Consider the following 23,068-nt stretch of genomic DNA (forward strand, 5'->3'; position numbering starts at 1 on the left):
GCCTTAACGCAGCCAAGTGTCGTAAGCGGTCTTGCAGATCAAGGCCAGCACCACGAAGATGAAGACGTGGCGCACAAAGCCCGCCCCGTGCTTGAGGGCCAGCCGGGTGCCGATCAGGCTGCCGATCACGTTGGCCACAGCCATGGCCAGCGCCAGGTGCCACCAGACATGGCCTTTGATGGTGAACAGCACCAGGGCCGCCATGTTGGTGAACAGGTTGATGAATTTCGCAGCGGCCGAGGCGTGTAAAAAGTCATAACCCAGCCAGCGCACACAGGCAAACACCAAAAAACTGCCGGTACCGGGGCCAAAAAAGCCGTCGTAAAACCCGATCACCAGGCCGATGCCTGCCGCCACCCAGGCCTCTTGCGAACCGGCAAAGCGCGGCGCGTGGCTGCGGCCCAGGTCTTTTTTGACCAGGGTGTACAGCAAGAGCAAGACCAGCAGGACTGGCAAAGCTTTGCGAAACAGGCTGGGGTCCACCTGCGTGACCAGCCAGGCACCCCACAGCGAGCCCAACAAGCCAGCCCCTGCTGCAGGCAGCAAAGATCGCCAGGGCATGACCACTTTGCGGCTGTACTGCACGGTGGCAAAGGCGGTGCCCCAGATCGAGGCGCTTTTGTTGGTGCCAAACAAGGTGGCCGGCGGCGCGCCGGGGAAGGCGGCAAACAGGGCGGGCAGCAAGATCAGGCCACCGCCGCCCACGATCGAGTCCACCAGGCCGGCCAGCAGCGAGGCCAGCGAAACAATCAGCAATTCCATGCGGTCGATTGTGGCATCGGGTGTGCGCAGGACTTGTCGGGCCAGCGACGGGCGAAAAAAAAGCGCCGCTTGCGCGGCGCCTGAGAAGTCACATCTCGTTCGGATGTTGGTTCATGTTGGAGTTCTTAGGGATTCGAGTTGTCTCCTCGGCCCTCGGGATGCAAGGTACTGCTTTGCATCGAGTGACTGAAATGTAAGGGCTGGCGGGAGACGAAACCCTCAGGGATTTCCCGATTCGCGGGAAATCCCTGAGCAAAACGGACCTTTGGCTTGGCTTCAGGCTGAAGGCGTGCGCTCGGCGTCCTGGGCAATCCAGTGCGCGGCCTTCTCGGCAATCATGAGCGTCGGGCTGTTGGTGTTGCCGCTGGTGATGGTGGGCATCACGCCCGCATCGACCACGCGCAGGCCCGCCACACCGCGCACCTGCAGGCGCGCGTTGACCACCGCCATGGGGTCGTCATCGCGCCCCATGCGGGTGGTGCCCACGGGGTGGAAGATGGTGCTGGCGATGTCTCCTGCCAGCTTGGCCAGTTCTTCATCGCTCTGGTACTGCACGCCGGGCTTGAACTCTTCGGGCTGAAAGGCCTTCATCGCGTCTTGCGCCATGATGCGGCGCGTCACCCGCAAGCTGTCGGCCGCGACCTTGCGGTCGGCGTCGGTGGCCAGGTAGTTGGGCGCAATGGCGGGGGCGTCTTCAAAACGCTTGGTTTTGATCTGCACCGAGCCCCGGCTGGTGGGGTTGAGGTTGCACACGCTGGCCGTGATGGCCGGGAAGCTGTGCAGTGGCTCGCCAAAGGCGTCCAGGCTCAGGGGCTGGACGTGGTACTGGATGTTGGCGTGCGGCTGGGACGGATCGCTTTTGGTGAACGCGCCCAGCTGGCTGGGGGCCATGCTCATCGGTCCGGTGCGCTTGAGCGCGTATTCCAGCCCGATCATGGCCTTGCCCCACAGGCTGCCCGCCATGGTGTTCAGCGTTTTGGTGCCCTTGACCTTGTAGACCGAGCGGATCTGCAAGTGGTCTTGCAGGTTGGCCCCCACGCCGGGCAGCTCGTGCTTGACTTCCACGGCTTTGTCTTTGAGCAAGGCGGCAGGGCCAATGCCCGAGAGCTGCAGGATTTGCGCCGAGCCGATGCTGCCCGCGCTCAAAATCACTTCGCGGGTGGCTTTGACTTCGACCATCTCGACGCCCGACCAGACCTGCGCGCCGGTGCATCGCTGGCTGCCGTCGGCTTGGGTTTCGATGATCAGTTTGGCGACCTGGGCTTTGTTCCACAACTCGAAGTTGGGGCGGGCGTAGCAGGTGGGCCGTAAAAAGGCCTTGGCCGTGTTCCAGCGCCAACCGTTTTTTTGGTTGACCTCGAAATAGCTCACGCCCTCGTTGTCGCCCCGGTTGAAGTCGTCGGTGGCGGGGATGCCCGCTTGCTGCGCGGCTTGCGCAAATGCATCCAGCACGTCCCAGCGCAGGCGCTGCTTTTCGATGCGCCATTCGCCGCCGGTGTTGCGCCCGCGCAAGGTGTGCAGGTAGCTGCCTTTGGGTAAATCGGTGGGGGCCAGCAATTCGGACTTGGCGCCTTTGGCCCCGTGGAATGCGTTTTCGCCCTTGTAGTGGTCTTCGTGCAGCTTGAAGTAGGGCAAGGTCCGGTCCCAGCGCCATTCGTCGTTGCCGGTGATCTGCGCCCACTGGTCGTAGTCCCGCGACTGGCCACGCACGTAAATCATGCCGTTGATGCTCGAGCATCCACCCAACACCTTGCCACGCGGGTAGCGCAGGCTGCGGCCGTTCAGGCCCTCGGCCGGCTCGGTCTGGTACATCCAGTCGGTGCGCGGGTTGCCAATGCAGTACAGATAACCCACGGGGATGTGGACCCAGTGGTAATCGTCTTTTTTGCCTGCTTCCAGCAGCAGCACACGCTTGCTGGCGTCTGCGCTCAAGCGGTTGGCCAGCAAACTGCCAGCCGTGCCGCCGCCGACGATGATGTAGTCAAAGGTGTTGTCGTTCATGTTCTACCCGGTCTCCTGATGGAACGATTGTGCCTGTGGTTTCTTGTGGGTCGGGGCTTCATGCGCACGACAGAGACACGGATCCCGTAGGTCTGGGCTTCAGCCCTGACATGGCTGGCTTCGGCTCATGCCGCGTGTCGGGGCTGAAGCCGCCGACCTACAGGGTGAGCGTGCGAGACCGAATCAGGCCGAATGGCATCAGCCAGCGCAGCGAGGGTGGCTGGCCGGGGCCGTTGGGCCGATTTGCTGGCGCGAAGCGACTGATGAGGCCCTGCGGCCTCGGCCAGTCGCCCTCGCGGAAAACACGAGGGCTGGTTAAAACGGCAAATTACTTGGCCGTCGGCATCACAAATTCCGCACCCTTGCCAATGCTCTCGGGCCAGCGCTGCATGATGGACTTTTGCTTGGTGTAGAAACGCACACCCTCTTCGCCATAAGCGTGCATGTCGCCAAACAGCGAACGCTTCCAGCCGCCAAAGCCGTGCCAGGCCATGGGCACCGGGATCGGCACGTTGATGCCGACCATGCCCACCTGGATGCGGCGCGAGAACTCGCGGGCCACGTTGCCGTCGCGGGTGAAGCAGCTCACGCCGTTGCCAAACTCGTGGTCGTTGATGATCTGCACAGCGGTGCCAAAGTCGGGCACACGCACGCAGCTCAAGACCGGGCCGAAGATTTCTTCTTTGTAAATCTTCATGTCGGTCGTCACGTGGTCAAACAGCGTGCCGCCGAGCCAGAAACCGTTGTCGCAACCTGTGCCTGCGGCTTTGCCGTCGAACGAACGGCCATCTACCAGCAGCTGAGCACCTTCGGCCACGCCCGCGTCGATGTAGCCCTTGATGCGCTGACGCGCCGCGTCGGTGACGATGGGTCCCATCTCGGCCGCCAGGTTTTCACCGTTGAGCACTTGCAGCGCCTTGGTACGCTCAATCAGCTTGGGGATGATCTTGTCGGCCACATCGCCCACCAGCACGGCCACGCTGATGGCCATGCAACGCTCACCGGCCGAGCCGTAGCCTGCGCCAATCAGCGCGTCCACGGTCTGGTCGATGTCGGCATCGGGCATGACGACCAGGTGGTTTTTCGCACCGCCCAGGGCCTGCACGCGCTTGCCGTGGTGGGCGCCGGTTTCGTAGATGTAGTTGGCAATCGGGGTGGAGCCAACGAAGCTGATGGCCTTCACGTCGGGGTGCTCCAGCAGCGCGTCCACGGCTTCCTTGTCGCCTTGCACCACGTTGAACACGCCGTCGGGCAGACCGGCTTTTTTGAGCAGCTCGGCCATGAACAGCGAGGGTGTCGGGTCGGTCGGGCTGGGCTTCAAGATGAAGGTGTTGCCTGCTGCAATGGCGACGGGGAACATCCACATGGGCACCATGACGGGGAAGTTGAAGGGCGTGATGCCCGCGACCACGCCCAGGGGCTGGCGCAGGGTCCAGTTGTCGATGCCGGTCGAGACTTGGTCGGTGAAGTCGCCCTTGAGCAGCTGTGGGATGCCGGTGGCGAATTCCACGATGTCGATACCGCGTGAGACCTCGCCCTGCGCATCGGTGAAGACCTTGCCGTGCTCGGCGGTGATCATGTGGGCCAGCTCGTCCTTGTGGGTGTTCAGCAGTTCGAGGAACTTGAACATCACGCGGGCGCGGCGCAGCGGCGGCGTGTCGGCCCAAGCGGGAAACGCCGCTTGCGCAGCGGCCACGGCTTTGGCCACTTCGGCGCTGTTGGCCAGCGCCACGCTGCCGGTCACGGCGCCGGTGGCGGGGTTGGTGACGGGCTGGCTGCGGCCCGAAGCGCCTGCGGCGACCTGGCCGCCGATGTAATGACCGATGTGGGTGATGCTCATGGAAGTCTCCAGTGGGTATGGGTGCGCGGTAGACCGCGCAAAGATTTTTGGATTTATGAGCAGTGTAGGCACCCCAGGCACCCCTCACAAGTCCATAAACCTGAATTGATTGTTCAAAATAGTGAACAATACGCACATGGAAGAGCAAAAAATCAACACCCTCTGGACCCACCTGCACTGGCTGAGCGTGCTGGCCCAGCAAGGCAGCTACACCGCCGCCGCCGCACGTTTGGGCGTGAGCAAGGCCGCCATGAGTCAGCGCATTGCCGAGCTGGAGCGGGCGGCCAAAGTCACCCTGGTGCAGCGCACTACCCGCAGCCTGCGCCTGACCGAGGCGGGGCAAAAGCTGGTGGATGACACCCGCGCCTCGTTTGAGCAGATCGAGCAGAGCTTTGCTCAGGTGCGCGATTTGGCGGCCCAGCCCAGTGGCCTGGTTCGTGTGACCGCACCGGTGGCCTTGGCCCGTCAACAACTGGTGCCCTTGTTGGCCGATTTCCTCAAAGACTTTCCTGACGTGCGCTTGGAGTTGGACATGTCCGACCGACTGAGCGCCTTGGCCACGGAGGGGTTTGACCTGGCCATACGGCACACCGCCCATCTGCCCGACACCCACGTGGCCTGGACCTTGTGCGACACCCAATCGGTGCTGGTCGCGACCCGTGCTTATTTGCGTCGCCGGGGCGAGCCGCAGACCCCGGCCGACTTGCAGGCCCACAACTGCCTGCATTACCCGCGCTCACAAGACACGCCGGTTTGGACTTTTGAGCCCCGCCAAACCCAAGGCGTCAGCGAACGCCTCACGGTGCCGGTGTCCGGCAACTTCGCGGCCAACAACAGCGAGGCCTTGCGCGAAGCGGCCCTCACGAGCGCAGGCATCGCCTTGATGCCCGACTTCAGCGCACAAGCCGCTTTGCGTCAAGGCAAGTTGGTGACGGTCTTGCCTGACTGGAAGCTGGTGGGCGCTTTTGCCGAAAGCATCTATGCCATCCGGCCGTATGCGCCGCATGTGCCCAGAGCGGTGGCGGCATTGGTCGAGCATTTGCGCAAAGGTCTGCGGGCTGGGTTTGCCGTGTGATGCCATCACCGTTTGGCAGCTGAGATTCGAAGTCGCCAGCGTGCAAGACAGACCCCGGTGCGGTCACGGGCGTGACATTTTCAGGCCCTTTGGGCCGTTGGACAGGGGTTTGCACTGATAAGCCGTTCCACCTTCTCCAATCAAGATGACATTGGCGTTTTTTTCGATGTCGTCCTGTTTTGGACAAACAAGTGGAGAGACACATGGCAATTCAAGGTATTCGCAAAGCGACTTGGTCGCACAAGACAATCGGTACGGCTGTGACGGTGGTTGCAGCGCTGAGTGGAGCGGCTGCCGTGCAGGCCCAGGAGACCTTCAAGGTCGGCATTGTGAGTTTCTTGTCAGGCCAGGCGGCGGAGAGCTTCGGCATTCCGGCTGTCAATGGCGCGAAGGTGCTGGTCGATGCTTTCAACAAAGGCGCGGCGCCTGCACCCTATAACAAGACCGGCTTTGGTGGCATGAAGCTTGAAGCGGTTTATGTCGATGAAAACGGCGGCGCCACCAAGCAAGTGCAAGAGTTGCGCAACCTGTATGACCGTGAAAAAGTCGACGCGGTGGTGGGTTATGTCGGCTCAGGCGACTGTCTGGCCGTCGCTCCTGTGGCCGAGGAGATGAAGAAGTTTCTGATTCTTTATGACTGCGGCACGCCTCGCATTTTTGAAGATGGCAAATACAACTACGTGTTCCGAACCGCATCGCATGCCGCCATGGACAACGTGGCCCTGGCCCGCTACCTGAAGGCCAAGGACATCAAGGTCAACACGTTCAACATGATCAACCAGGACTACGCTTGGGGCCAAGACTCCAAGAAAGATTTCACCTGGTCGATGGAAAAGCTCTACCCCAACGCCAAGGCGGGTGAAGACCAGTTGCCCAAATTTGGCGCAGGCCAGTACGGCACAGAAATCTCTGCTTTGATGGCCAAGCCGGCAGACATCACCCACAGCAGTTTGTGGGGCGGTGATTTGCAGGCGCTCATCTTGCAGGCAGGGCCTCGTGGTCTGTTCAAGCGCTCGCAAGTGATCCTCTCTGCAGGCGACCACGTGTTGCCAGGTTTGGGCGAGAAGATGCCCGATGGCGTGATTTTGGGCGCTCGAGGTGCCTATGGCTTGATGTCACCCAAGTCCGGTTTGAATGACTGGTGGTGGGATTTGTACAGCAAAGCCTACAACGTGTATCCCGTTCAGGCCCCCTACCGAATGGTTCAATCCTTGTTGGGTTTGAAGCTGGCGGTTGAAAAAGCCATGGCCGCCAACGGCGGCAAGAAGCCCAATGCCGAGCAATTGGCTGCAGCCTTGCGCAACTCCGAGTGGGACTCTCCTGCTGGCAAGATCCGCATGGCCTTGGGCGGTGGTCATCAGGCCGTTCAGGAAACGGCCATTGGCAAAACGCGTTTTGACGCCAGCAAAAAAATGGTGGTGCTCGACGACATCATGCGATTTCCTGCTGAGTGCGTGAACCCGCCGGCCAACATGAAGTCGGAAGACTGGATCAAGGCCGGATTCCCGGGTGCCAAAGGTTGCCCATAAGGACCCCTTGGCATGCTGACCATACTGATTGACGGACTGACCTACGCTTCGTGGCTGTTCATTGTGGCGCTGGGGCTGACGCTGGTCTTCGGCGTCCTCAAGATCCTCAACATCGCACACGGCAGTTTCTACGCGCTGGGGGCCTATGCGGCCGCCAGTTTCGTAGGCTGGGCCAGTGCCATGAAGTGGGCGCCCGGCTACACGCTGGTGGCGATGCTTTTGGCGGCGGTGGCGGTGGCGGCGCTCGTGGCGCCCCTGACAGAGCGCGGCTTGCTGCGTTTCTTTTATGGGCGTGACGAGGTGCTGCTGGTGTTGGTCACGTATGCCATGTTCCTGATCATGGAGGACGCCACCAAACTGCTGTGGGGTGCCAATCCTTACTATGTGTCGGAGCCTTATGGGCTGTTTGGCAACATCGACATTGGCACGCAAACCTATGTGGGCTACGACTTCGCGCTGGTGGCTTTGGCTGTGGTGGTGGGCCTTGCTGTGTGGTGGTGGCTCAACCGCACTCAGCAAGGCAAGATCATGATCGCCGTGATCCACAGCTCGGAGATTGCTTCGAGCATGGGCGTGAACGTCTCGCGCGTGTACATGCTGGCGTTCTCGGTCGGCATTTTCTTGGCGGCATTGGGTGGGGCGTTCACTGCGCCCATGATTTCGGTGCAACCAGGGGTGTCTGTCGGGGTGATCATCGTCTCGTTCGCGGTGGTGATCATCGGCGGGCTGGGCAGCATTGAAGGCGCAGCCATTGGCGCTTTGATTGTGGGTCTGGCCCGGGCCATGGCCGTCCATTTGGCGCCCGTGGCGGAGTTGTTCTCAATTTATGTGGTGATGGCCGTGGTGTTGATGTTCCGTCCGGAAGGGCTGTTCCAGCGCATTCAGGCCCGAAAGATCTGAGCCATGGCGAAAATTTTGGGCACATCTGTGTCTTCTCAAGAGAAACCCGTCGGTCAGACCGTGCTGTGGGCTGCAGGCATTGGCCTTGCTCTGGCTCTGGCAGGTACCGTCATGCCCAAGTGGCTCACTTTCTTGATCACCATGGCGGCGGCCAATGGCCTGGTATCACTGGGCATCGTGGTGCTGATGCGCGGTGGTGTGGTGCCATTTGGTCAAGGCATGGTGTTTGCCGTAGGCGGTTACGCCGCAGCCTTGATGTTCAACAAGCTGGGCATCACCGATGCCTTGTTGCTGACCCTGTGCGGTGGCGTGGTGGCTGCGTTGGTGGCCGCACCCTTCGCGCCGCTGCTGTCGCGCTACCGTGGTATCTTCTTTGCCATGTTGACCCTGGCTTTGTCGATGGTCACTTATGGCCTCTTGATGAAGCTGGAAGTGCTGGGCGGCTCGGATGGTTTCAACCTGGGGCGTCCCACCTTGTTGGGTCAGAAACTGCCAGATGCGCAGGTGGGCTACATCATGTATGTGCTCACCATTTCGGTCTCAACCGTGATGGCTTTGCTCGCTCGCATTTACTTCGACAGCACGCGTGGGTTGATCACGGTGGCGGCCAAAGAAAACGAATTGCGCGTGGAGTATTTGGGCGGTTCCGTGCGCCATGCGATGGCGATCAACTTCATCTTGGCGGCTTTTTGTGGTGGCTTGGGTGGTGCCTTGGCGGTGATGGCTTTGGGGCACATTGAGCCGAACTTCAGTTTCTGGACGACGTCGGGCGAGTTCGTGTTTGTCGCCATTTTGGGGGGCTGGCAAAGTGTGATCGCTTTGTTTGTCGCCAGCACGGTGTTGGAGGTGGTGCGCTCGTTTTCGAGCGCCTATTTCCCCAACACCTGGCAAATGGCACTGGGTATTTTCTTGCTGATCGTGATCCGTTTCTTGCCACGTGGGATTGGTTCACTGTGGGTCAAGGGAGGCACCCGATGAAGCCCGTCTTACAAGCCCGTGATGTGGGCAAAAAATTCGGTGCCGTGGTGGCGGCCTCTAACCTGAATATTGATATCTTTGCTGGTGAGCGGGTGAGCCTGATTGGCTCCAATGGCGCTGGCAAGACCACGTTCGTGAACATGATCACGGGTTACCTCAAGCCTGACCAGGGGCAGATACTGTTGGACGGTCAGGACATCACGCCCTTGTTTCCGCGAGCCATCACGCACTTGGGTGTGGCGCGGTCGTTCCAGATTCCGCAACTGTATGGCGAGCTGAGCGTTTTGGACAACATGCTGGTGGCCAACGCCTGCCATGACCAGAAGCTCAGTTTTTGGCAACCCGCGCGAAGGCGCGATGCCATCGAACGGGCCGATGCTTTGCTGGAGCGCTTTGCCTTGACCGAGCACCGTGGTCGCCGTGTGGCGGAGCTGCCCGGTGGTGTGCGCAAGCTGCTCGACATCGCGATGGCTTTGACCGCATCGCCTAAATTGTTGCTGCTGGACGAGCCCACCAGTGGTGTGTCTGCTGAAGAGAAATTTCCGATGATGGAAACCATCATGGCCGGGCTTGGGCAGGAGCAGTCCACCACGGTCTTGTTTGTGGAGCACGACATGGACATCGTCAACCGCTATGCCAGCCGGGTGGTGGCGTTCTACAGCGGTCGCATCATTGCCGACGACAAACCCGAAGTGGCTTTGGCCACCGACGATGTGAGACGCTATGTCACCGGCGAACTGCTGAGTGAATAAAACGCTGAGCCCAAAGGAACACGCATGCTCAAGGTAGAAGGCCTCCATGTGGCCATCCAGTCGGTCATCGCTTTGCGCGGTTTGTCGCTCACCGTCGCAGACGGCACCATGGTGGGTTTGATCGGCCGAAACGGTGCGGGCAAGACCACTTTGCTGCGCTCGGTGATGGGCCACTTGACCCCGAAACAAGGCACCATCACGTTCAATGGCCAGGATTTGTCCGCCTTGCCCCCGCACGCAAGGGCGGGGCTGGGCATCGGGTACATGCCCGAGGACCGTGGACTCGTGCCTGAGTTGACGGTGGAAGAAAATATCCTGATCCCCGTTTGGGTGAGCCCGTCGCTGGACCCTCAGGAGCGGTTGACGCTGGTCTACAAAGTGTTGCCCGAGTTGCTGGAGATGAAAGATCGCCGCGCCTTGCTGCTGTCGGGCGGTCAACAAAAGCTGGTGGCGCTGGCACGAGCTCTTGCGGTGGGAACCCGCTTGTTGTTGCTTGATGAGCCCTTTGAGGGTGTGGCACCTGCCTTGTCCAAACGGCTGGGTGAGGTCATTGCCGGGCTCAAAGGCACCGAGGTGTCGGTGTTGATCGCGCAAAGCGATTTGAACCACTCACGCAAGCTCGTGGATTGCGAATTCGTGATCGAGCGTGGGGCCAATTTGCAGACTGCCGCAGTCTGAATATTGCCGCGTTGAGCTGTTGCCTTGCGGCTGTGGTCTGATCTCGCAGCCAGCGCAGGAAGCAGCTGCGAAGCCGTCGGCCATGCGCGTTATGGGCCCGATTGTGCGTTGCCCCTGCGCTTCAGACCGCAGGGGTGCGTCTTCTGAACATGCCCCAGCCATCCATCTGCAGCACTTTGTCGCCGTGTTGGTTGAACATTTCCCAGAGGTTGCGTGTCATGCCCACATCGGGTCGTTTGCTCATGGGCTTGGTTTCCAGCATGGTGGACTGCAGCCTCAAGGTGTCGCCTGGGTAAACAGGCTTGAGCCACTTGATGCCCTCCAAACCAGGTGAGCCTAAGCTGGAGGTGTCGTTCAAAAAGTTGGTGACCATCAGCCGCATGGCCATGGAGCAAGTGTGCCAGCCGCTGGCCGACAGGGCACCAAAAACGGAGGCTTTGGCGGCTTCGTCGTCCAGGTGAAAAGGCTGAGGGTCAAATTGGCTGGCGAAGGCGATGATTTCCTCGCGCGTGGGCGTGATGGTGCCCAGATCGCGCACTTCGCCGGGGGCAAAATCTTCCCAGTAGTACTTGATCGGCTTCTTGGTGTCTGCCATCAGCGGCCTCCCGAAACGTCCAGAAAACTCATGGTGGTGTAGCTGGCCTGCTCGGACAGCAGCCAGACGATGGCCTGGGCCACTTCTTCGGCCGTGCCACCACGTTGTGCGGGCACCAGGTGCTGCAGGTCTTTGACCCGGTTGGGTAGGCCGCCCGAGGCATGGATGTCGGTCTCAATCAGGCCAGGGCGCACCGCATTGACCCGAATACCTTCACCCCCCACCTCTTTGGCCAAGCCAATGGTGAATGCATCAATGGCGCCTTTGGCGGCGGCGTAGTCCACATATTGACCAGGCGCACCCAGCCGTGCAGCGGCACTGGAGACGTTGACGATGCTGCCGCCTTCGCCGCCGTGCTTCGTGCTCATGCGGCGTACCGCTTCTCGGGCGCAGATCAGGCTGCCGATCACGTTGATGTCGAACATGCGCTTCCAGCGGGCCACGCTCATTTCGTCCACCCGGGCTGTGACATCGACCACGCCCGCGTTGTTGACCAGGCCGTGCAGCCGCCCCATCTTGGCGTCGATGTGCTCGAACATGCGCAAAACCTGGTCTTCTTCGGCCACATCGGCCTTGACCGCGATGGCTTGCCCACCCGCAGCACGAATCTGTCGCACGACTTCGTCAGCGGCCAAAGAGTTGGCGGTGTAGTTGACCGCCACCGACCAGCCTTGCTGTGCCGCCAACAGGGCCGTCGCTGCCCCGATACCCCGGCTGCCACCGGTCACCAACAAGACCTTGTTCATTGCATGTCTCCTGTAAAAATTCATGAGAACGGTTACAACCGCCGTTTCGTCAAAAGATTACACAACACCTCAGGAGATTTCATGGGTCGCACAGTGGACTATTACTTCGCACCGCAAAGCCCCTGGGCTTATCTGGGCCATCAACGCTTGGCCGATATTGCCCAGCGAACGGGCGCCAGCCTGCGCGTGATGCCGATCGATTTGGGAGGCAAGGTGTTTCCGATTTCGGGTGGTTTGCCTTTGGGTCAGCGCGCACCGCAACGTCAGGCCTACCGTTTGATCGAATTGCAGCGCTTCAGTGAGCACCTGAATGCACCTTTGAACTTGAAGCCCCGTTACTTTCCCGTGGGGGGTGACGATGCCGCGCGCGTGATCATTGCGGCAGACTTGGCCCAAGGCGCAGCGGCTGCCATGAAAGTCGCCGGCGCGGTGCTGTCGGCTTGCTGGGCGCAAGAGCGCAACATCGCCGACGAGAAAGTGCTGACCGAGTTGCTAGCCGAGCAAGGCTTGTCTGCCACGGTGTTGGAGCAAGCGCACAGCCAAGCGGTGCAAGAGCGCTATGAGGCCTACACTCAGTCGGCCATTGACGTGGGTGTCTTCGGCGCACCCAGCTATGTGATCGACGGCGAGATTTTTTGGGGCCAGGACCGGCTTGACTTTGTCGAGCGTGCATTGGCTTCGTGATGACATTTGAACCCTTGGAGAAGAGCATGGGAAACATGATTGAACTGAAATCTGCTGACGGCACTGTGGTGCCCGCTTACGAAGCCCGTCCTGCAGGCACACCCCAAGGTGCTGTGGTGGTGATTCAGGAAATTTTTGGCGTCAACAGCCACATCCGCAGCGTGGCCGATGGCTATGCCGCAGAGGGTTATGTGGCGATCGCGCCCGCCATGTTCCACCGCGTCAAGCCCGGTGTGGAGCTGGGTTACAGCGAAGCCGACATGGGCGAGGGCTTTGGCTACAAAACAGCGGTCGAGGCCTTGCCCGCACCGGGTGCGATGCCCGACATTCAGGCGGCCATTGACCATGCGGCCAAGGCTTCGGGCGGTAAGGTGGGCATCGTGGGGTATTGCTGGGGCGGCTTGTTGACCTGGCGTTCTGCCTGCACCCTCCAGGGCTTGAGTGCGGCAGTGCCTTATTACGGCGGTGGTGTGACGAGCGAAGCAGAAATCGCCCGCCAGACCAAGGTGCCTGTGCTGGCGCATTTTGCAGAGGAAGACAAGTGGATTCCGTTGGACACCGTGGAGGCTTTCAAGAAGGCGCATCCCGAGGTGCAAGTTTTCACTTATGCGGCGCACCACGGCTTCAACTGTGACCAGCGCGGTGCTTGGCACGAGCCCTCGGCCAAGTTGGCGCGTGAACGCACCTTGGCGTTCTTCGCGCAACATCTGTCCTGATTCAGCCGCCAGTGCGGGCCAGGTAGCGTTTTCGCCAGAACACCAGGCCCATGGTCAGGGCGATCAGGCCCATGCTGCCCAGCGTCCACCAAAAGGCGGAGGCTTGGTGCAGCCAGGGGATGAACTCGAAGTTCATGCCAAAGATGCCCGCGATCAGGTTCAGTGGCAAAAAAATCGCGGTCAGCGCGGTCAGGGTGCGCATGATGTCGTTGGTGCGGTTGCCTTGCACGTTGAAGTGCATTTGCACCGCGGTTTCGGTGTTGTGTTCCAGGCGGCGCACGTGCTGCACCACGCGGTCAATGTGTTCCAGCACATCGCGGCTGCGGATCTTGAGCAGCTCGTGCTCGTGAACCGCGGCGCTGTCATGGCCAATGCCCCAGGCGTCCAAGGACTCGGTCCACGATTGGATGGCGTTGTGTTGGTCGTCGCACAGGTCTTCGAGCTGGTGCAGCGCCAGGCGGGCCTGCAGCAAGGCGTCCCAGCGGTTGAAGCGGGTTTGGGGGTGGAGCAGTTCGGCTTGCCAATGGTCAAGCTGACGGCTCAGTTCGCGGCGCAAGTCCAGGTAACCGTCGACCATGTGGCTGACGATGCGCAGCATCATGTCGGCGGGGCTGTGGGGCACGCCACGAGCACCGGCCGAGCGCACATCGCCCGCATCGTCAGACATGGCGCTGGCCAGCAAGCGGCTGGCGTAGGCCTCGCGCACGGCGCAGTCGGCCGGGTGCACGCTCAGCAGCACGCGGTCAAACACCGCAAAGCCGACCGGGCTGGTGTCGATGCGTTGCAGGACCGGCGGGCCAGGGCGCTTGCCGTTGCGGGTGTCGATCGGGGCCGTGTCGGCGCGTTGCGCCAGGCGGCGAAACACCATCAGGTCGTATTGCGAGCTGAAGTCGTAACGCGAGGGCAGTTGCGGGTTCAGCAGGTCCGAGGTGTGCAGATCCACCAAGGGCTGTCCGGTCAGGCGCTCCAGGGCGGCTTGGATCAATGGCAGCTCGGTCTGGAAATAAGCGCGTGAACACGCGATCCACACAAAGCCGTGCTCAGGCAATGCTTCAGGCAAAGCCAGCCCGTCGTGGACTTGCTGACCGCTGACGGTGATGACCCGCATGCGGTCAGCTTTGCTGGCGGATCAGGCGGGCCGCGTCGCGGGCGAAGTAGGTCAGCACCCCGTCGGCCCCTGCGCGTTTGAAGGCCAGCAGGCTTTCCATCATCACCAGGTCGTGGTCCAGCCAGCCGTTTTGCGCTGCCGCTTTGAGCATGGCGTATTCGCCCGACACCTGGTAGGCGAAAGTGGGCACTTTGAACTCGTCCTTGACGCGGCGCACGATGTCCAGATACGGCATGCCGGGCTTGACCATGACCATGTCGGCGCCTTCGGCCAGGTCCATGGCGACTTCGCGCAGGGCTTCGTCGCTGTTGCCGGGGTCCATTTGGTAGACCTTTTTGTTGCTCTTGCCCAGGTTGCCCGCCGAGCCGACCGCATCGCGGAAGGGGCCATAAAAGGCGCTGGCGTACTTGGCGCTGTAGGCCATGATGCGGGTGTGAATGAGGCCACGCGCTTCGAGCGCTTGGCGGATCGCGCCAATGCGCCCGTCCATCATGTCGCTCGGGGCCACCATGTCTACACCGGCTTCGGCTTGGGTCAGGGCTTGCTGCACCAGCACGGCGGTGGTTTCGTCGTTGAGGATGTAGCCTGTGTCATCGAGCAGGCCGTCCTGGCCGTGGCTGGTGAAGGGGTCGAGCGCCACATCGGTCATCACGCCCAGCTCGGGGAAGCGTTTTTTGAGTTCGCGCACCACGCGCGGCACCAGACCGTCTGGATTCATGGCTTCGCTGCCTGTGGGGTCCTTCAGGCTGGCGTCGATCACCGGGAACAGCGCCATGACCGGGATGCCGAGCTTGACGCAGTCTTCGGCCACGGGCAGCAACAAGTCCAGACTCAGGCGCTCCACGCCGGGCATGGAGCCTACCTGTTGGCGCTGGTTTTGCCCGTCCAGCACAAACACCGGGTAGATCAGGTCGTGCGGCGTGACCTGGTGTTCGCGCACCAGGTTGCGGGTGAATTCATCGCGGCGCAGGCGGCGCGGGCGGCTGGATGGGAAGGGGGCGACGGGGTTCATGTGGAAAATTGTGCCTGAAGTCTTTGGCGGGGTGCATATAGCCTGGGCCAACAGCGTCACCCATGTGCAAGCTTAACTGTCAAAAACAATAAAAAAATTGGAAACAAGCTTGTTATCGGTTTTGTTATTTGATAAATTCCCTACCGGGCAGCTTGCTGCCTCCCGCTTTTCCTCCCTGAGCGGGCGCCTTGATGTGTGACAGCAAAAAGGCTTCCCACCCTCGGCCCCTGGCCGAGGGTTTTTTTTGTCCGAATGCGTCCAGCGGCCCCGCTGGCGGTGGTCCCTGACTACACTTGTCCCATGCTCTGGATCAAAGCCCTTCACATCGTCTTCATCGCCAGCTGGTTTGCAGGCCTGTTTTATTTGCCCCGCATATTTGTGAACCTGGCCATGGTGGCGCCGGACTCAGCGGCGGAGCGCACACGCCTGTTGCTCATGGCGCGCAAGCTCTACAAGTTCATGACGATTTTGGCGGTGCCCGCTTTGGCCTTGGGTTTGTGGCTGTGGCTGGTATATGGCATCGGCCGGGGTCCTGGGCAGGGCTGGATGCACGCCAAGCTGCTGATTGTGCTGTTGCTGATCGGCTACCACCACGGCTGCGGTCTGATCTTGCGCAAATTCGAAACTGGCCGCATGCAGCGCGGTCATGTCTGGTTTCGCTGGTTCAACGAAGTGCCCGTGCTGATGATGTTGGCGGCGGTCATTTTGGTGGTGGTCAAGCCTTTTTAAGGCCCAGGGCGCCAAGTCATGATGCGCAAAACAGCGGCGTGGCCTTTGGCGTGGATCTACATGGTCCTGATCGTTTATGCCAGTTTGTACCCTTTTGACAACTGGCGTGTTCAGGGCATAGCGCCATGGTCCTTTCTTTGGGCCCCTTTGCCCAAATACTGGACAGGCTTTGATGTGCTGTCCAACGTGCTGGGTTATGCCCCCTTGGGCTTTTTGCTGGCGCTGGCGTTGCACCGGTCCCGCCGACACTGGCCTGGCATTTGGCTGGCCACTTTGGCGGCTACAGGCTTGTCGCTGTCCATGGAAACTTTGCAGATGTTTTTGCCTGTGCGTGTGCCGTCCAACGTCGATGCGGCGCTGAATGTGGGCGGCGCTTTGATGGGGGCGGTGACGGCGCGTGCCTTGGAGTGGGTGGGCCTGATGGAGCGCTGGAGCCGTTTTCGTGACCGTTGGTTTGTGGTGGATGCGGGTGGTGCTTTGGCTTTGTTGTTGGTGTGGCCGATGGCTTTGTTGTTTCCTGCGCCGGTGGCTTTTGGATTGGGTCAGGTGCTGGAGCGGGTCGAAGCGGCTTTGTCCAACCTGCTTCAGGAATCACCTTTGCTGGAATGGATGCCTTTGCGCGAAGTGGAGCTGCAGCCCTTGTTGCCCGTGAGCGAAATGCTGTGCGTGACGATCGGACTTTTGCTGCCTTGTTTGGTGGCTTTCAGCGTGTTGCGGCAACGCTACCAGCGTTTTGTGATGGCTCTCCTGGTGCTGGTTCTGGGGGTGGCCGCGAGTGCCTTGTCGGCTGCTTTGACGTATGGTCCAAACCATGCTTGGGGGTGGGTCAACACCGAGGTGGCGATGGGGCTGGCCTTGGCGGTGGGGGGCATGCTGGCTTTGGCCTTTGCGCCCGCAAGGGCCTGTCTCGTGTTGGCGTTGGTGATATTGGTCTGGCAATTGAGTTTGCTCAACAACGCATCTGCGGATGCTTATTTCGCCTTGACTTTGCAGACTTGGGAGCAAGGTCGGTTCATCCGTTTTCATGGCTTGATTCAGTGGCTGGGTTGGCTGTGGCCCTATGCCGCTTTGCTGTATTTGGTGCGGCGCTTGTCCTCATCCAAATCGGCACATTAGTTAGCCGGGTCCGGGCGCCTAAAATTCGGCCATGACCTCAGAAACAACCAACCTTTATTTCAAACGCCACATCTTTTTTTGCCTGAATGAGCGCAAAAACGGCGAGGCCAGTTGTGCCCAGCACAATGCCCAAGCCGCATTTGACCATTGCAAAAACCGCATCAAAGCGCTGGGGCTGGCCGGTCCAGGGCAAGTCCGTGTGAACAAGGCGGGTTGCCTGGACCGTTGTTCTGGCGGTCCCGTGGCGGTGGTTTACCCGGAAGGCGTCTGGTACACCTATGTGGACCACAATGACATCGAAGAAATTGTGCAGTCTCACTTGAAGAACGGACAGGTGGTTGAGCGCCTGGTGACACCGGAACATTTGGGACGCTGATGAATTCGTCCACCCAATCACTCAGCCTGCAAGGCGTTGTGGGTCCGCTGGAGGCTTTGCGTGATCTGCCCACGGATGGGGTTTCGCGCGGCACGGTGGTCATTGCGCACCCTCACCCGCTGTTTGGCGGCACCATGCAAAACAAAGTGGTGCAAACCCTGGCCCGCGCTTTTGTGCAGTGTGGCTGGCAAGCCGTGCGTTTCAATTTTCGGGGCGTGGGTGCCAGCGCCGGGGTCTATGACGAAGGGCATGGCGAAGCTGAAGACATGCTGTCGGTGATCGCGCAAGTGGCACCCGATGGTCCCCTGGCTTTGGCCGGTTTTTCATTCGGTGCTTTTGTCACCAGCCATGTGGCGCAGGCCGTGCACGCGCAGCGCCCCTTGGACAAGCTGGTTTTGGTGGGGACGGCGGCTTCCCGCTTCACGGTCGCGCCGGTTGCGCCCGACTTGCATGAGCGCACCTTGGTCATCCACGGTGAACAGGACGATACGGTGGCGCTGAGCAGCGTGATGGACTGGGCCCGTCCTCAAACCTTGCCGGTGACGGTGATTCCCGGGGTGGAGCATTTCTTTCATGGACAATTGCCCCTGTTGAAGTCTTTGGTTGTGCGGCACTTGAAGGCTTGATCTCTTGATCTGTAATGGCCTTTGGGCTGGGGCCTGGTGGAACTCATGAAACGTTGGATCCAAATTTTGCTGGCCTGCGCCGGGGCGGTGGTCACTTTCGCGGCCCAGGCCCAAATGCCTCAGGCGCCCCAAGTTGCAGCCAAGGCTTACTTGTTGCTGGACATCACGGCCAATCAGGTGCTGGCGTCCAAAGACCCCGATACCACGGTCGAGCCGGCATCGTTGACCAAGCTGATGACGGCGTACCTGGTGTTTGATGCGCTGAAATCCCGCAAGATTGACCTCAAACAGTCTTTCCCCGTTTCCGAGCGGGCTTGGAAGATGCCGGGCTCCCGCATGTTCATCGACCCCAAGATGAAGGTGCCGGTGGAAGACCTGATCAAGGGCATGATCGTGCAGTCTGGCAACGATGCGACCATGGCTTTGGCCGAAGGTGTGGGCGGTAGCGCGGACCGATTTGTGCAGATGATGAATGAGCAGGCCAAGGCGCTGGGCATGAAGCAAACAAGCTACATGAATCCGGAGGGCTTGACCGCCTCGGGGCACATCACCTCGGTGCGTGACTTGAGTATTTTGGCGATGCGCCTGATGCGCGATTTTCCAGACTATGTGCCTTACTACGCCATCAAGAAGTACCGTTATCCTGGCACGCCTGCGGCCAATGAGTCCAACCGCAACTTGTTGTTGTTCCGAGATCCCACGGTGGATGGTTTGAAAACAGGTCACACCCAGGCGGCGGGCTACTGCTTGGTGGCGACGGCCAAGCGCGATTTTCCCAATGTGGGCACGCGTCGTTTGTTGTCCGTCGTGGTGGGGGCCGACAGCGAAAATGCCCGCGCCAATGAAAGCCAGAAGCTCTTGAATTGGGGTTACACCGCGTTTGATGCGGTCAAGCTGTTTGACGCGAACCAGCCGGTGGCCATGCCAGCGGTTTGGAAGGGCAAGGAAAATGTATTGAAACTGGGCTCATTCCAGTCCTTGGTTGTGGCCGTGCCTGCAGGCAGCACGGCGCAGATCAAAACCCAGGTGGTCCGCCCGGACCCCTTGGTGGCGCCATTCGCCAAAGGGCAGGCCGTAGGCGCTTTGAAAATTTTGCGTGGCGATCAGCCCTTGCTGGACGTGCCCTTGGTGGTGCTGGAGGGGGTGGAGCAGGCCGGTGTTCTGGGCCGTGCGTGGGATGCGCTTCGCCTCTGGATCAAGTGAATCGGCGGGCGTCAGCCCCCTCAAATTGTGGATAACTTGTCACAAGCCCGCCAGGCGGTTATACTGGCGGGCTTTTCCGCTTTTGGGGCGGGGAAGTTTCTTTTGTCTAAATTCAACGTTTAGGGACGTTACAAACAATGCCAACCATCAATCAATTGGTGCGTCAGGGGCGCGAGGTCGAAACGATCAAGTCCAAAAGCCCTGCGATGCAAAACTCTCCACAGCGTCGTGGTGTCTGCACCCGTGTGTACACCACAACGCCAAAGAAGCCTAACTCCGCTCTGCGTAAAGTTGCCAAAGTGCGCTTGACCAACGGTTTTGAGGTCATCTCCTACATCGGCGGTGAAGGCCACAACCTGCAGGAACACTCGGTGGTTCTGGTGCGCGGTGGTCGTGTCAAGGATTTGCCAGGTGTGCGTTACCACATCGTCCGCGGTTCGCTCGACTTGCAAGGCGTGAAAGACCGCAAGCAGTCTCGCTCCAAGTACGGCGCGAAGAAGCCAAAGGCCAAGTAAGCCCTTTTGGGTTGAAATTTTTCGGTGCTGTTTCCCGCGTGGCGCGGTGAATCAGCGAAGTGACCCGAAGCCCGGAATTGTCCAGGTGGGTCGAGTAAGTGAGTGTTTTGAATAACGCTCGCGGTGTCTGAAAAGATGCCAACTGAAGCAATATGAGGTGAAATATGCCACGTCGTCGCGAAGTCCCTAAACGTGAAATCCTGCCGGATCCCAAGTTCGGTAATGTCGAATTGTCCAAGTTCATGAACGTGATCATGGAAGGCGGCAAAAAAGCGGTTGCCGAGCGCATCATTTACGGTGCCCTCGAAAACATGGAAAAGAAAACAGGCAAAGACCCTGTGGAACTCTTCTCCATCGCCATCAACAACGTCAAGCCCATGGTGGAAGTGAAATCCCGCCGCGTGGGTGGTGCGAACTACCAGGTGCCTGTTGAAGTGCGCCCTGTTCGTCGCCTGGCCCTGTCGATGCGCTGGATCAAAGAAGCCGCTCGCAAGCGCGGTGAGAAGTCCATGGCCCTGCGTTTGGCCAACGAATTGCTCGAAGCCAACGAAGGCCGTGGCGGCGCCATGAAAAAGCGTGACGAAGTTCACCGCATGGCCGAAGCCAACAAGGCGTTCTCGCACTTCCGCTTCTGATTCACAAGGGCTTCACAAAGAAGCCCGACACTGTCAGAAGCCAGCCCGCTGGCCCCATCAGGGGTGGCGGGCTTTGGTACTTAATCATTGGAGAAATAAATGGCTCGCACTACCCCCATCGAGCGCTATCGCAACATTGGTATTTCGGCTCACATTGACGCCGGCAAGACCACAACGACTGAGCGTATCCTTTTTTATACCGGCGTGAACCACAAGATTGGTGAAGTGCACGACGGCGCTGCCACCATGGACTGGATGGAGCAAGAGCAAGAGCGTGGCATCACGATCACCTCGGCTGCGACCACCTGCTTCTGGAAGGGCATGGACAGCTCTTTCCCTGAGCACCGCATCAACATCATCGACACCCCCGGCCACGTGGACTTCACCATTGAAGTGGAGCGTTCCATGCGCGTGCTGGACGGCGCTTGCATGGTTTACTGTGCCGTGGGTGGCGTGCAGCCCCAGTCTGAAACCGTGTGGCGTCAGGCGAACAAGTACAAAGTGCCACGTTTGGCCTTTGTGAACAAGATGGACCGTACCGGTGCCAACTTCTTCAAGGTTGTCGAGCAAATGAAGTTGCGCCTGAAGGCCAACCCTGTGCCCGTTGTGATCCCAATCGGTGCCGAAGAAAACTTCACCGGCGTGGTCGATCTGCGCAAGATGAAAGCCATCATCTGGGACGAAGCTTCCCAGGGCATGAAGTTCAACTTCGAAGAGATCCCTGCTGACCTCGTGGCCACGGCCAAAGAGTGGCGCGAGAAGATGGTGGAAGCCGCTGCAGAAGCGTCGGAAGACCTGATGAACAAGTACCTCGAAGAAGGTGACTTGAGCGAAGAAGAAATCACACACGGCCTGCGCGTGCGCACCATCGCCGGTGAAATCCAGCCCATGCTGTGCGGCACCGCGTTCAAGAACAAAGGCGTGCAACGCATGCTGGACGCCGTGATCGAGTTGATGCCTTCTCCTCTCGATGTGAAAGCCATCAAGGGCTTTGACGAAGAAGAAAAAGAAGTCACCCGCAAGGCCGACGACGAAGAGAAATTCTCCGCTTTGGCATTCAAGTTGATGACCGATCCGTTCGTGGGCCAATTGACCTTCGTGCGCGTGTATTCCGGCGTTCTGAAAAAGGGCGACACCGTGTACAACGCTGTGCGCGGCAAGAAAGAGCGTATTGGCCGTATCGTGCAGATGCACGCCAACAACCGTGAAGAAGTTGACGAAATCCGCGCCGGCGACATCGCCGCTTGCGTGGGCTTGAAAGACGTCACCACCGGTGAAACCTTGTGCGATCCCGCATCGGTGATCACTTTGGAGCGCATGGTGTTCCCTGATTCCGTGATCCGTCAGGCTGTGGAACCCAAGTCCAAAGCCGACCAGGAAAAGATGGGCATGGCCCTGTCGCGTCTGGCTGCTGAAGATCCATCTTTCCGCGTGCAAACCGACGAAGAATCCGGCCAGACCATCATTGGCGGTCAGGGCGAATTGCACCTGGAAATCATCGTGGACCGCATGAAGCGTGAATTCGGTGTGGAAGCCAACGTGGGCAAGCCTCAAGTGGCTTACCGCGAAACCATCCGCAAGACCGTGGACGAAGCCGAAGGCAAGTTCGTGCGTCAGTCCGGTGGTAAGGGTCAATACGGCCACGTGGTTCTGAAGGTTGAGCCTCAAGAGCCCGGTAAAGGTTTCGAATTCGTTGACGCCATCAAGGGCGGTGTGGTTCCTCGCGAATACATCCCTGCGGTTGAAAAAGGCGTGATCGAAGCTTTGGGTCAAGGCGTGTTGGCGGGTTACCCCGTGGTGGACGTCAAGGTCACGCTGCACTTCGGTTCGTACCACGATGTGGACTCGAACGAAATGGCCTTCAAGATGGCCGCCATCTTTGGTTTCAAAGAAGGTTGCCGCAAAGCCAAGCCCGTGATTCTGGAGCCGATGATGGCTGTGGAAGTCGAGACACCTGAAGACTACGCCGGTAACGTGATGGGCGACTTGTCCTCACGCCGTGGCATGGTCCAAGGCATGGACGACATGGTCGGTGGCGGCAAGGCCATCAAGGCCGAAGTGCCACTGTCCGAAATGTTCGGTTACTCGACCACCCTGCGCTCGATGTCGCAAGGTCGTGCCACCTACACGATGGAATTCAAGCACTACGCTGAAGCCCCACGTAACGTGGCAGAAGCCATCGTCGCTGCACGAGCTAAGTAAAAAATTGTGTGCCGGACCAAATTCGCCCCAGCGAATTTGCTCGGGCACCACTGACTAAAAGCAAGCGATAGTCAGATCTGAAAGTTCAGAAACTGTCTGCGATCAAGTGCCACTCTGTGCCCGTGCGGAGTGATCAAGCAACTTGATGCAAACATAAAACCAACACACGGGCATTGCTCTTTTTAAGGATTGAAAAATGGCTAAAGAAAAATTCGAACGGACCAAACCGCACGTCAACGTCGGCACCATCGGTCACGTTGACCACGGCAAAACCACACTGACCGCCGCCA

At 59.8% G+C, this 23,068-nt stretch carries 24 protein-coding genes; 17 read left to right on the plus strand and 7 right to left on the minus strand.

Features of this window, described 5'->3' with window-relative positions:
* Positions 1–3: 3 nt before the first annotated feature.
* From Q1W40_RS06360 to Q1W40_RS06370, 3 genes are all read right to left on the minus strand, one after another.
* Complete coding sequence (locus Q1W40_RS06360) at positions 4–762, minus strand: TSUP family transporter (RefSeq protein WP_300710067.1); 759 nt, start codon at positions 760–762, stop codon at positions 4–6.
* Between the two features lie 276 nt (positions 763–1,038).
* On the minus strand, positions 1,039–2,763 hold the full coding sequence (locus Q1W40_RS06365; RefSeq protein ID WP_300710069.1) for a GMC family oxidoreductase N-terminal domain-containing protein: 1,725 nt from the start codon (positions 2,761–2,763) through the stop codon (positions 1,039–1,041).
* A 328-nt stretch (positions 2,764–3,091) separates the two neighbouring features.
* Entirely contained in the window at positions 3,092–4,603 is a 1,512-nt protein-coding gene (locus Q1W40_RS06370; RefSeq protein WP_300710071.1) for a CoA-acylating methylmalonate-semialdehyde dehydrogenase, read from the minus strand.
* A gap of 136 nt (positions 4,604–4,739) precedes the next feature.
* Between Q1W40_RS06370 and Q1W40_RS06375 the strand changes: the two genes are divergently transcribed.
* From Q1W40_RS06375 to Q1W40_RS06400, 6 genes are all read left to right on the plus strand, one after another.
* The gene (locus Q1W40_RS06375; protein ID WP_300710073.1) at positions 4,740–5,678 is read left to right on the plus strand and encodes a LysR family transcriptional regulator; all 939 of its coding nucleotides are present in this window, start codon (positions 4,740–4,742) and stop codon (positions 5,676–5,678) included.
* Between the two features lie 203 nt (positions 5,679–5,881).
* On the plus strand, positions 5,882–7,207 hold the full coding sequence (locus tag Q1W40_RS06380) for an ABC transporter substrate-binding protein (protein ID WP_300710075.1): 1,326 nt from the start codon (positions 5,882–5,884) through the stop codon (positions 7,205–7,207).
* Positions 7,208–7,219: 12 nt separating this feature from the next.
* Positions 7,220–8,107, plus strand: coding sequence for a branched-chain amino acid ABC transporter permease (locus Q1W40_RS06385; protein ID WP_108323344.1), 888 nt, complete (start codon positions 7,220–7,222; stop codon positions 8,105–8,107).
* 3 nt (positions 8,108–8,110) lie between these two features.
* A complete protein-coding gene (locus Q1W40_RS06390) occupies positions 8,111–9,085 on the plus strand; it encodes a branched-chain amino acid ABC transporter permease (protein WP_108323341.1) in 975 nt (324 codons plus the stop codon).
* Entirely contained in the window at positions 9,082–9,837 is a 756-nt protein-coding gene (locus Q1W40_RS06395) for an ABC transporter ATP-binding protein (RefSeq protein WP_300710079.1), read from the plus strand. The genes Q1W40_RS06390 and Q1W40_RS06395 overlap by 4 nt, the downstream gene beginning before the upstream one ends.
* Before the next feature lie 24 nt (positions 9,838–9,861).
* Positions 9,862–10,515 carry an ATP-binding cassette domain-containing protein gene (locus tag Q1W40_RS06400; protein WP_300710081.1) on the plus strand — a complete coding sequence of 218 codons (654 nt, stop codon included), beginning with the start codon at positions 9,862–9,864 and terminating at the stop codon, positions 10,513–10,515.
* Between the two features lie 121 nt (positions 10,516–10,636).
* On the opposite strand, the gene Q1W40_RS06405 is transcribed toward Q1W40_RS06400, so the two are convergent.
* Together Q1W40_RS06405 and Q1W40_RS06410 are read right to left on the minus strand one after the other, a co-directional pair.
* A complete protein-coding gene (locus tag Q1W40_RS06405) occupies positions 10,637–11,110 on the minus strand; it encodes a MaoC family dehydratase (RefSeq protein WP_300710083.1) in 474 nt (157 codons plus the stop codon).
* Positions 11,110–11,856 (minus strand): SDR family oxidoreductase, encoded by a 747-nt coding sequence (locus Q1W40_RS06410; protein ID WP_300710085.1) that lies wholly within the window; start codon positions 11,854–11,856, stop codon positions 11,110–11,112. Before Q1W40_RS06410 ends, Q1W40_RS06405 begins: the two co-directional genes overlap by 1 nt.
* Positions 11,857–11,937: 81 nt before the next feature.
* On the opposite strand from Q1W40_RS06410, the gene Q1W40_RS06415 reads away from it, so the two are divergent.
* Positions 11,938–12,540: a 2-hydroxychromene-2-carboxylate isomerase gene (locus Q1W40_RS06415; protein WP_300710087.1), complete on the plus strand. Its 603-nt coding sequence runs from the start codon at positions 11,938–11,940 to the stop codon at positions 12,538–12,540.
* Positions 12,541–12,566: 26 nt separating this feature from the next.
* Positions 12,567–13,256, plus strand: coding sequence for a dienelactone hydrolase family protein (locus Q1W40_RS06420; protein ID WP_300710089.1), 690 nt, complete (start codon positions 12,567–12,569; stop codon positions 13,254–13,256).
* A gap of 1 nt (position 13,257) precedes the next feature.
* Here Q1W40_RS06420 and Q1W40_RS06425 read toward each other — a convergent pair whose 3' ends face one another.
* Positions 13,258–14,364: a magnesium transporter CorA family protein gene (locus tag Q1W40_RS06425; RefSeq protein WP_300710091.1), complete on the minus strand. Its 1,107-nt coding sequence runs from the start codon at positions 14,362–14,364 to the stop codon at positions 13,258–13,260.
* 4 nt (positions 14,365–14,368) lie between these two features.
* On the minus strand, positions 14,369–15,376 hold the full coding sequence (gene hemB, locus Q1W40_RS06430) for a porphobilinogen synthase (RefSeq protein WP_300710093.1): 1,008 nt from the start codon (positions 15,374–15,376) through the stop codon (positions 14,369–14,371).
* A gap of 300 nt (positions 15,377–15,676) precedes the next feature.
* On the opposite strand from hemB, the gene Q1W40_RS06435 reads away from it, so the two are divergent.
* The 9 genes from Q1W40_RS06435 to Q1W40_RS06475 all read left to right on the plus strand — a co-directional run.
* Positions 15,677–16,105, plus strand: a complete 429-nt coding sequence (locus Q1W40_RS06435; RefSeq protein WP_300710095.1) for a CopD family protein — start codon at positions 15,677–15,679, stop codon at positions 16,103–16,105.
* 21 nt (positions 16,106–16,126) lie between these two features.
* On the plus strand, positions 16,127–17,221 hold the full coding sequence (locus Q1W40_RS06440; protein WP_300710112.1) for a VanZ family protein: 1,095 nt from the start codon (positions 16,127–16,129) through the stop codon (positions 17,219–17,221).
* A 31-nt stretch (positions 17,222–17,252) separates the two neighbouring features.
* Positions 17,253–17,597 (plus strand): (2Fe-2S) ferredoxin domain-containing protein, encoded by a 345-nt coding sequence (locus Q1W40_RS06445; protein ID WP_300710097.1) that lies wholly within the window; start codon positions 17,253–17,255, stop codon positions 17,595–17,597.
* A complete protein-coding gene (locus Q1W40_RS06450) occupies positions 17,597–18,223 on the plus strand; it encodes an alpha/beta family hydrolase (RefSeq protein WP_300710099.1) in 627 nt (208 codons plus the stop codon). Before Q1W40_RS06445 ends, Q1W40_RS06450 begins: the two co-directional genes overlap by 1 nt.
* 114 nt (positions 18,224–18,337) lie before the next feature.
* Positions 18,338–19,426: a D-alanyl-D-alanine carboxypeptidase family protein gene (locus tag Q1W40_RS06455; protein WP_300710115.1), complete on the plus strand. Its 1,089-nt coding sequence runs from the start codon at positions 18,338–18,340 to the stop codon at positions 19,424–19,426.
* Positions 19,427–19,563: 137 nt separating this feature from the next.
* Positions 19,564–19,941: a 30S ribosomal protein S12 gene (gene rpsL, locus Q1W40_RS06460; RefSeq protein ID WP_011466063.1), complete on the plus strand. Its 378-nt coding sequence runs from the start codon at positions 19,564–19,566 to the stop codon at positions 19,939–19,941.
* A gap of 164 nt (positions 19,942–20,105) precedes the next feature.
* Complete coding sequence (gene rpsG, locus Q1W40_RS06465) at positions 20,106–20,576, plus strand: 30S ribosomal protein S7 (RefSeq protein WP_019426275.1); 471 nt, start codon at positions 20,106–20,108, stop codon at positions 20,574–20,576.
* 99 nt (positions 20,577–20,675) lie between these two features.
* Positions 20,676–22,778 carry an elongation factor G gene (gene fusA, locus Q1W40_RS06470; protein WP_300710102.1) on the plus strand — a complete coding sequence of 701 codons (2,103 nt, stop codon included), beginning with the start codon at positions 20,676–20,678 and terminating at the stop codon, positions 22,776–22,778.
* A gap of 196 nt (positions 22,779–22,974) precedes the next feature.
* Positions 22,975–23,068: GTP-binding protein (locus Q1W40_RS06475; protein ID WP_018003793.1), on the plus strand; the 94-nt coding region annotated here is incomplete at its 3' end.

It is taken from the genome of Limnohabitans sp. (assembly GCF_030158565.1).
GTDB lineage: Bacteria > Pseudomonadota > Gammaproteobacteria > Burkholderiales > Burkholderiaceae_C > Limnohabitans_A.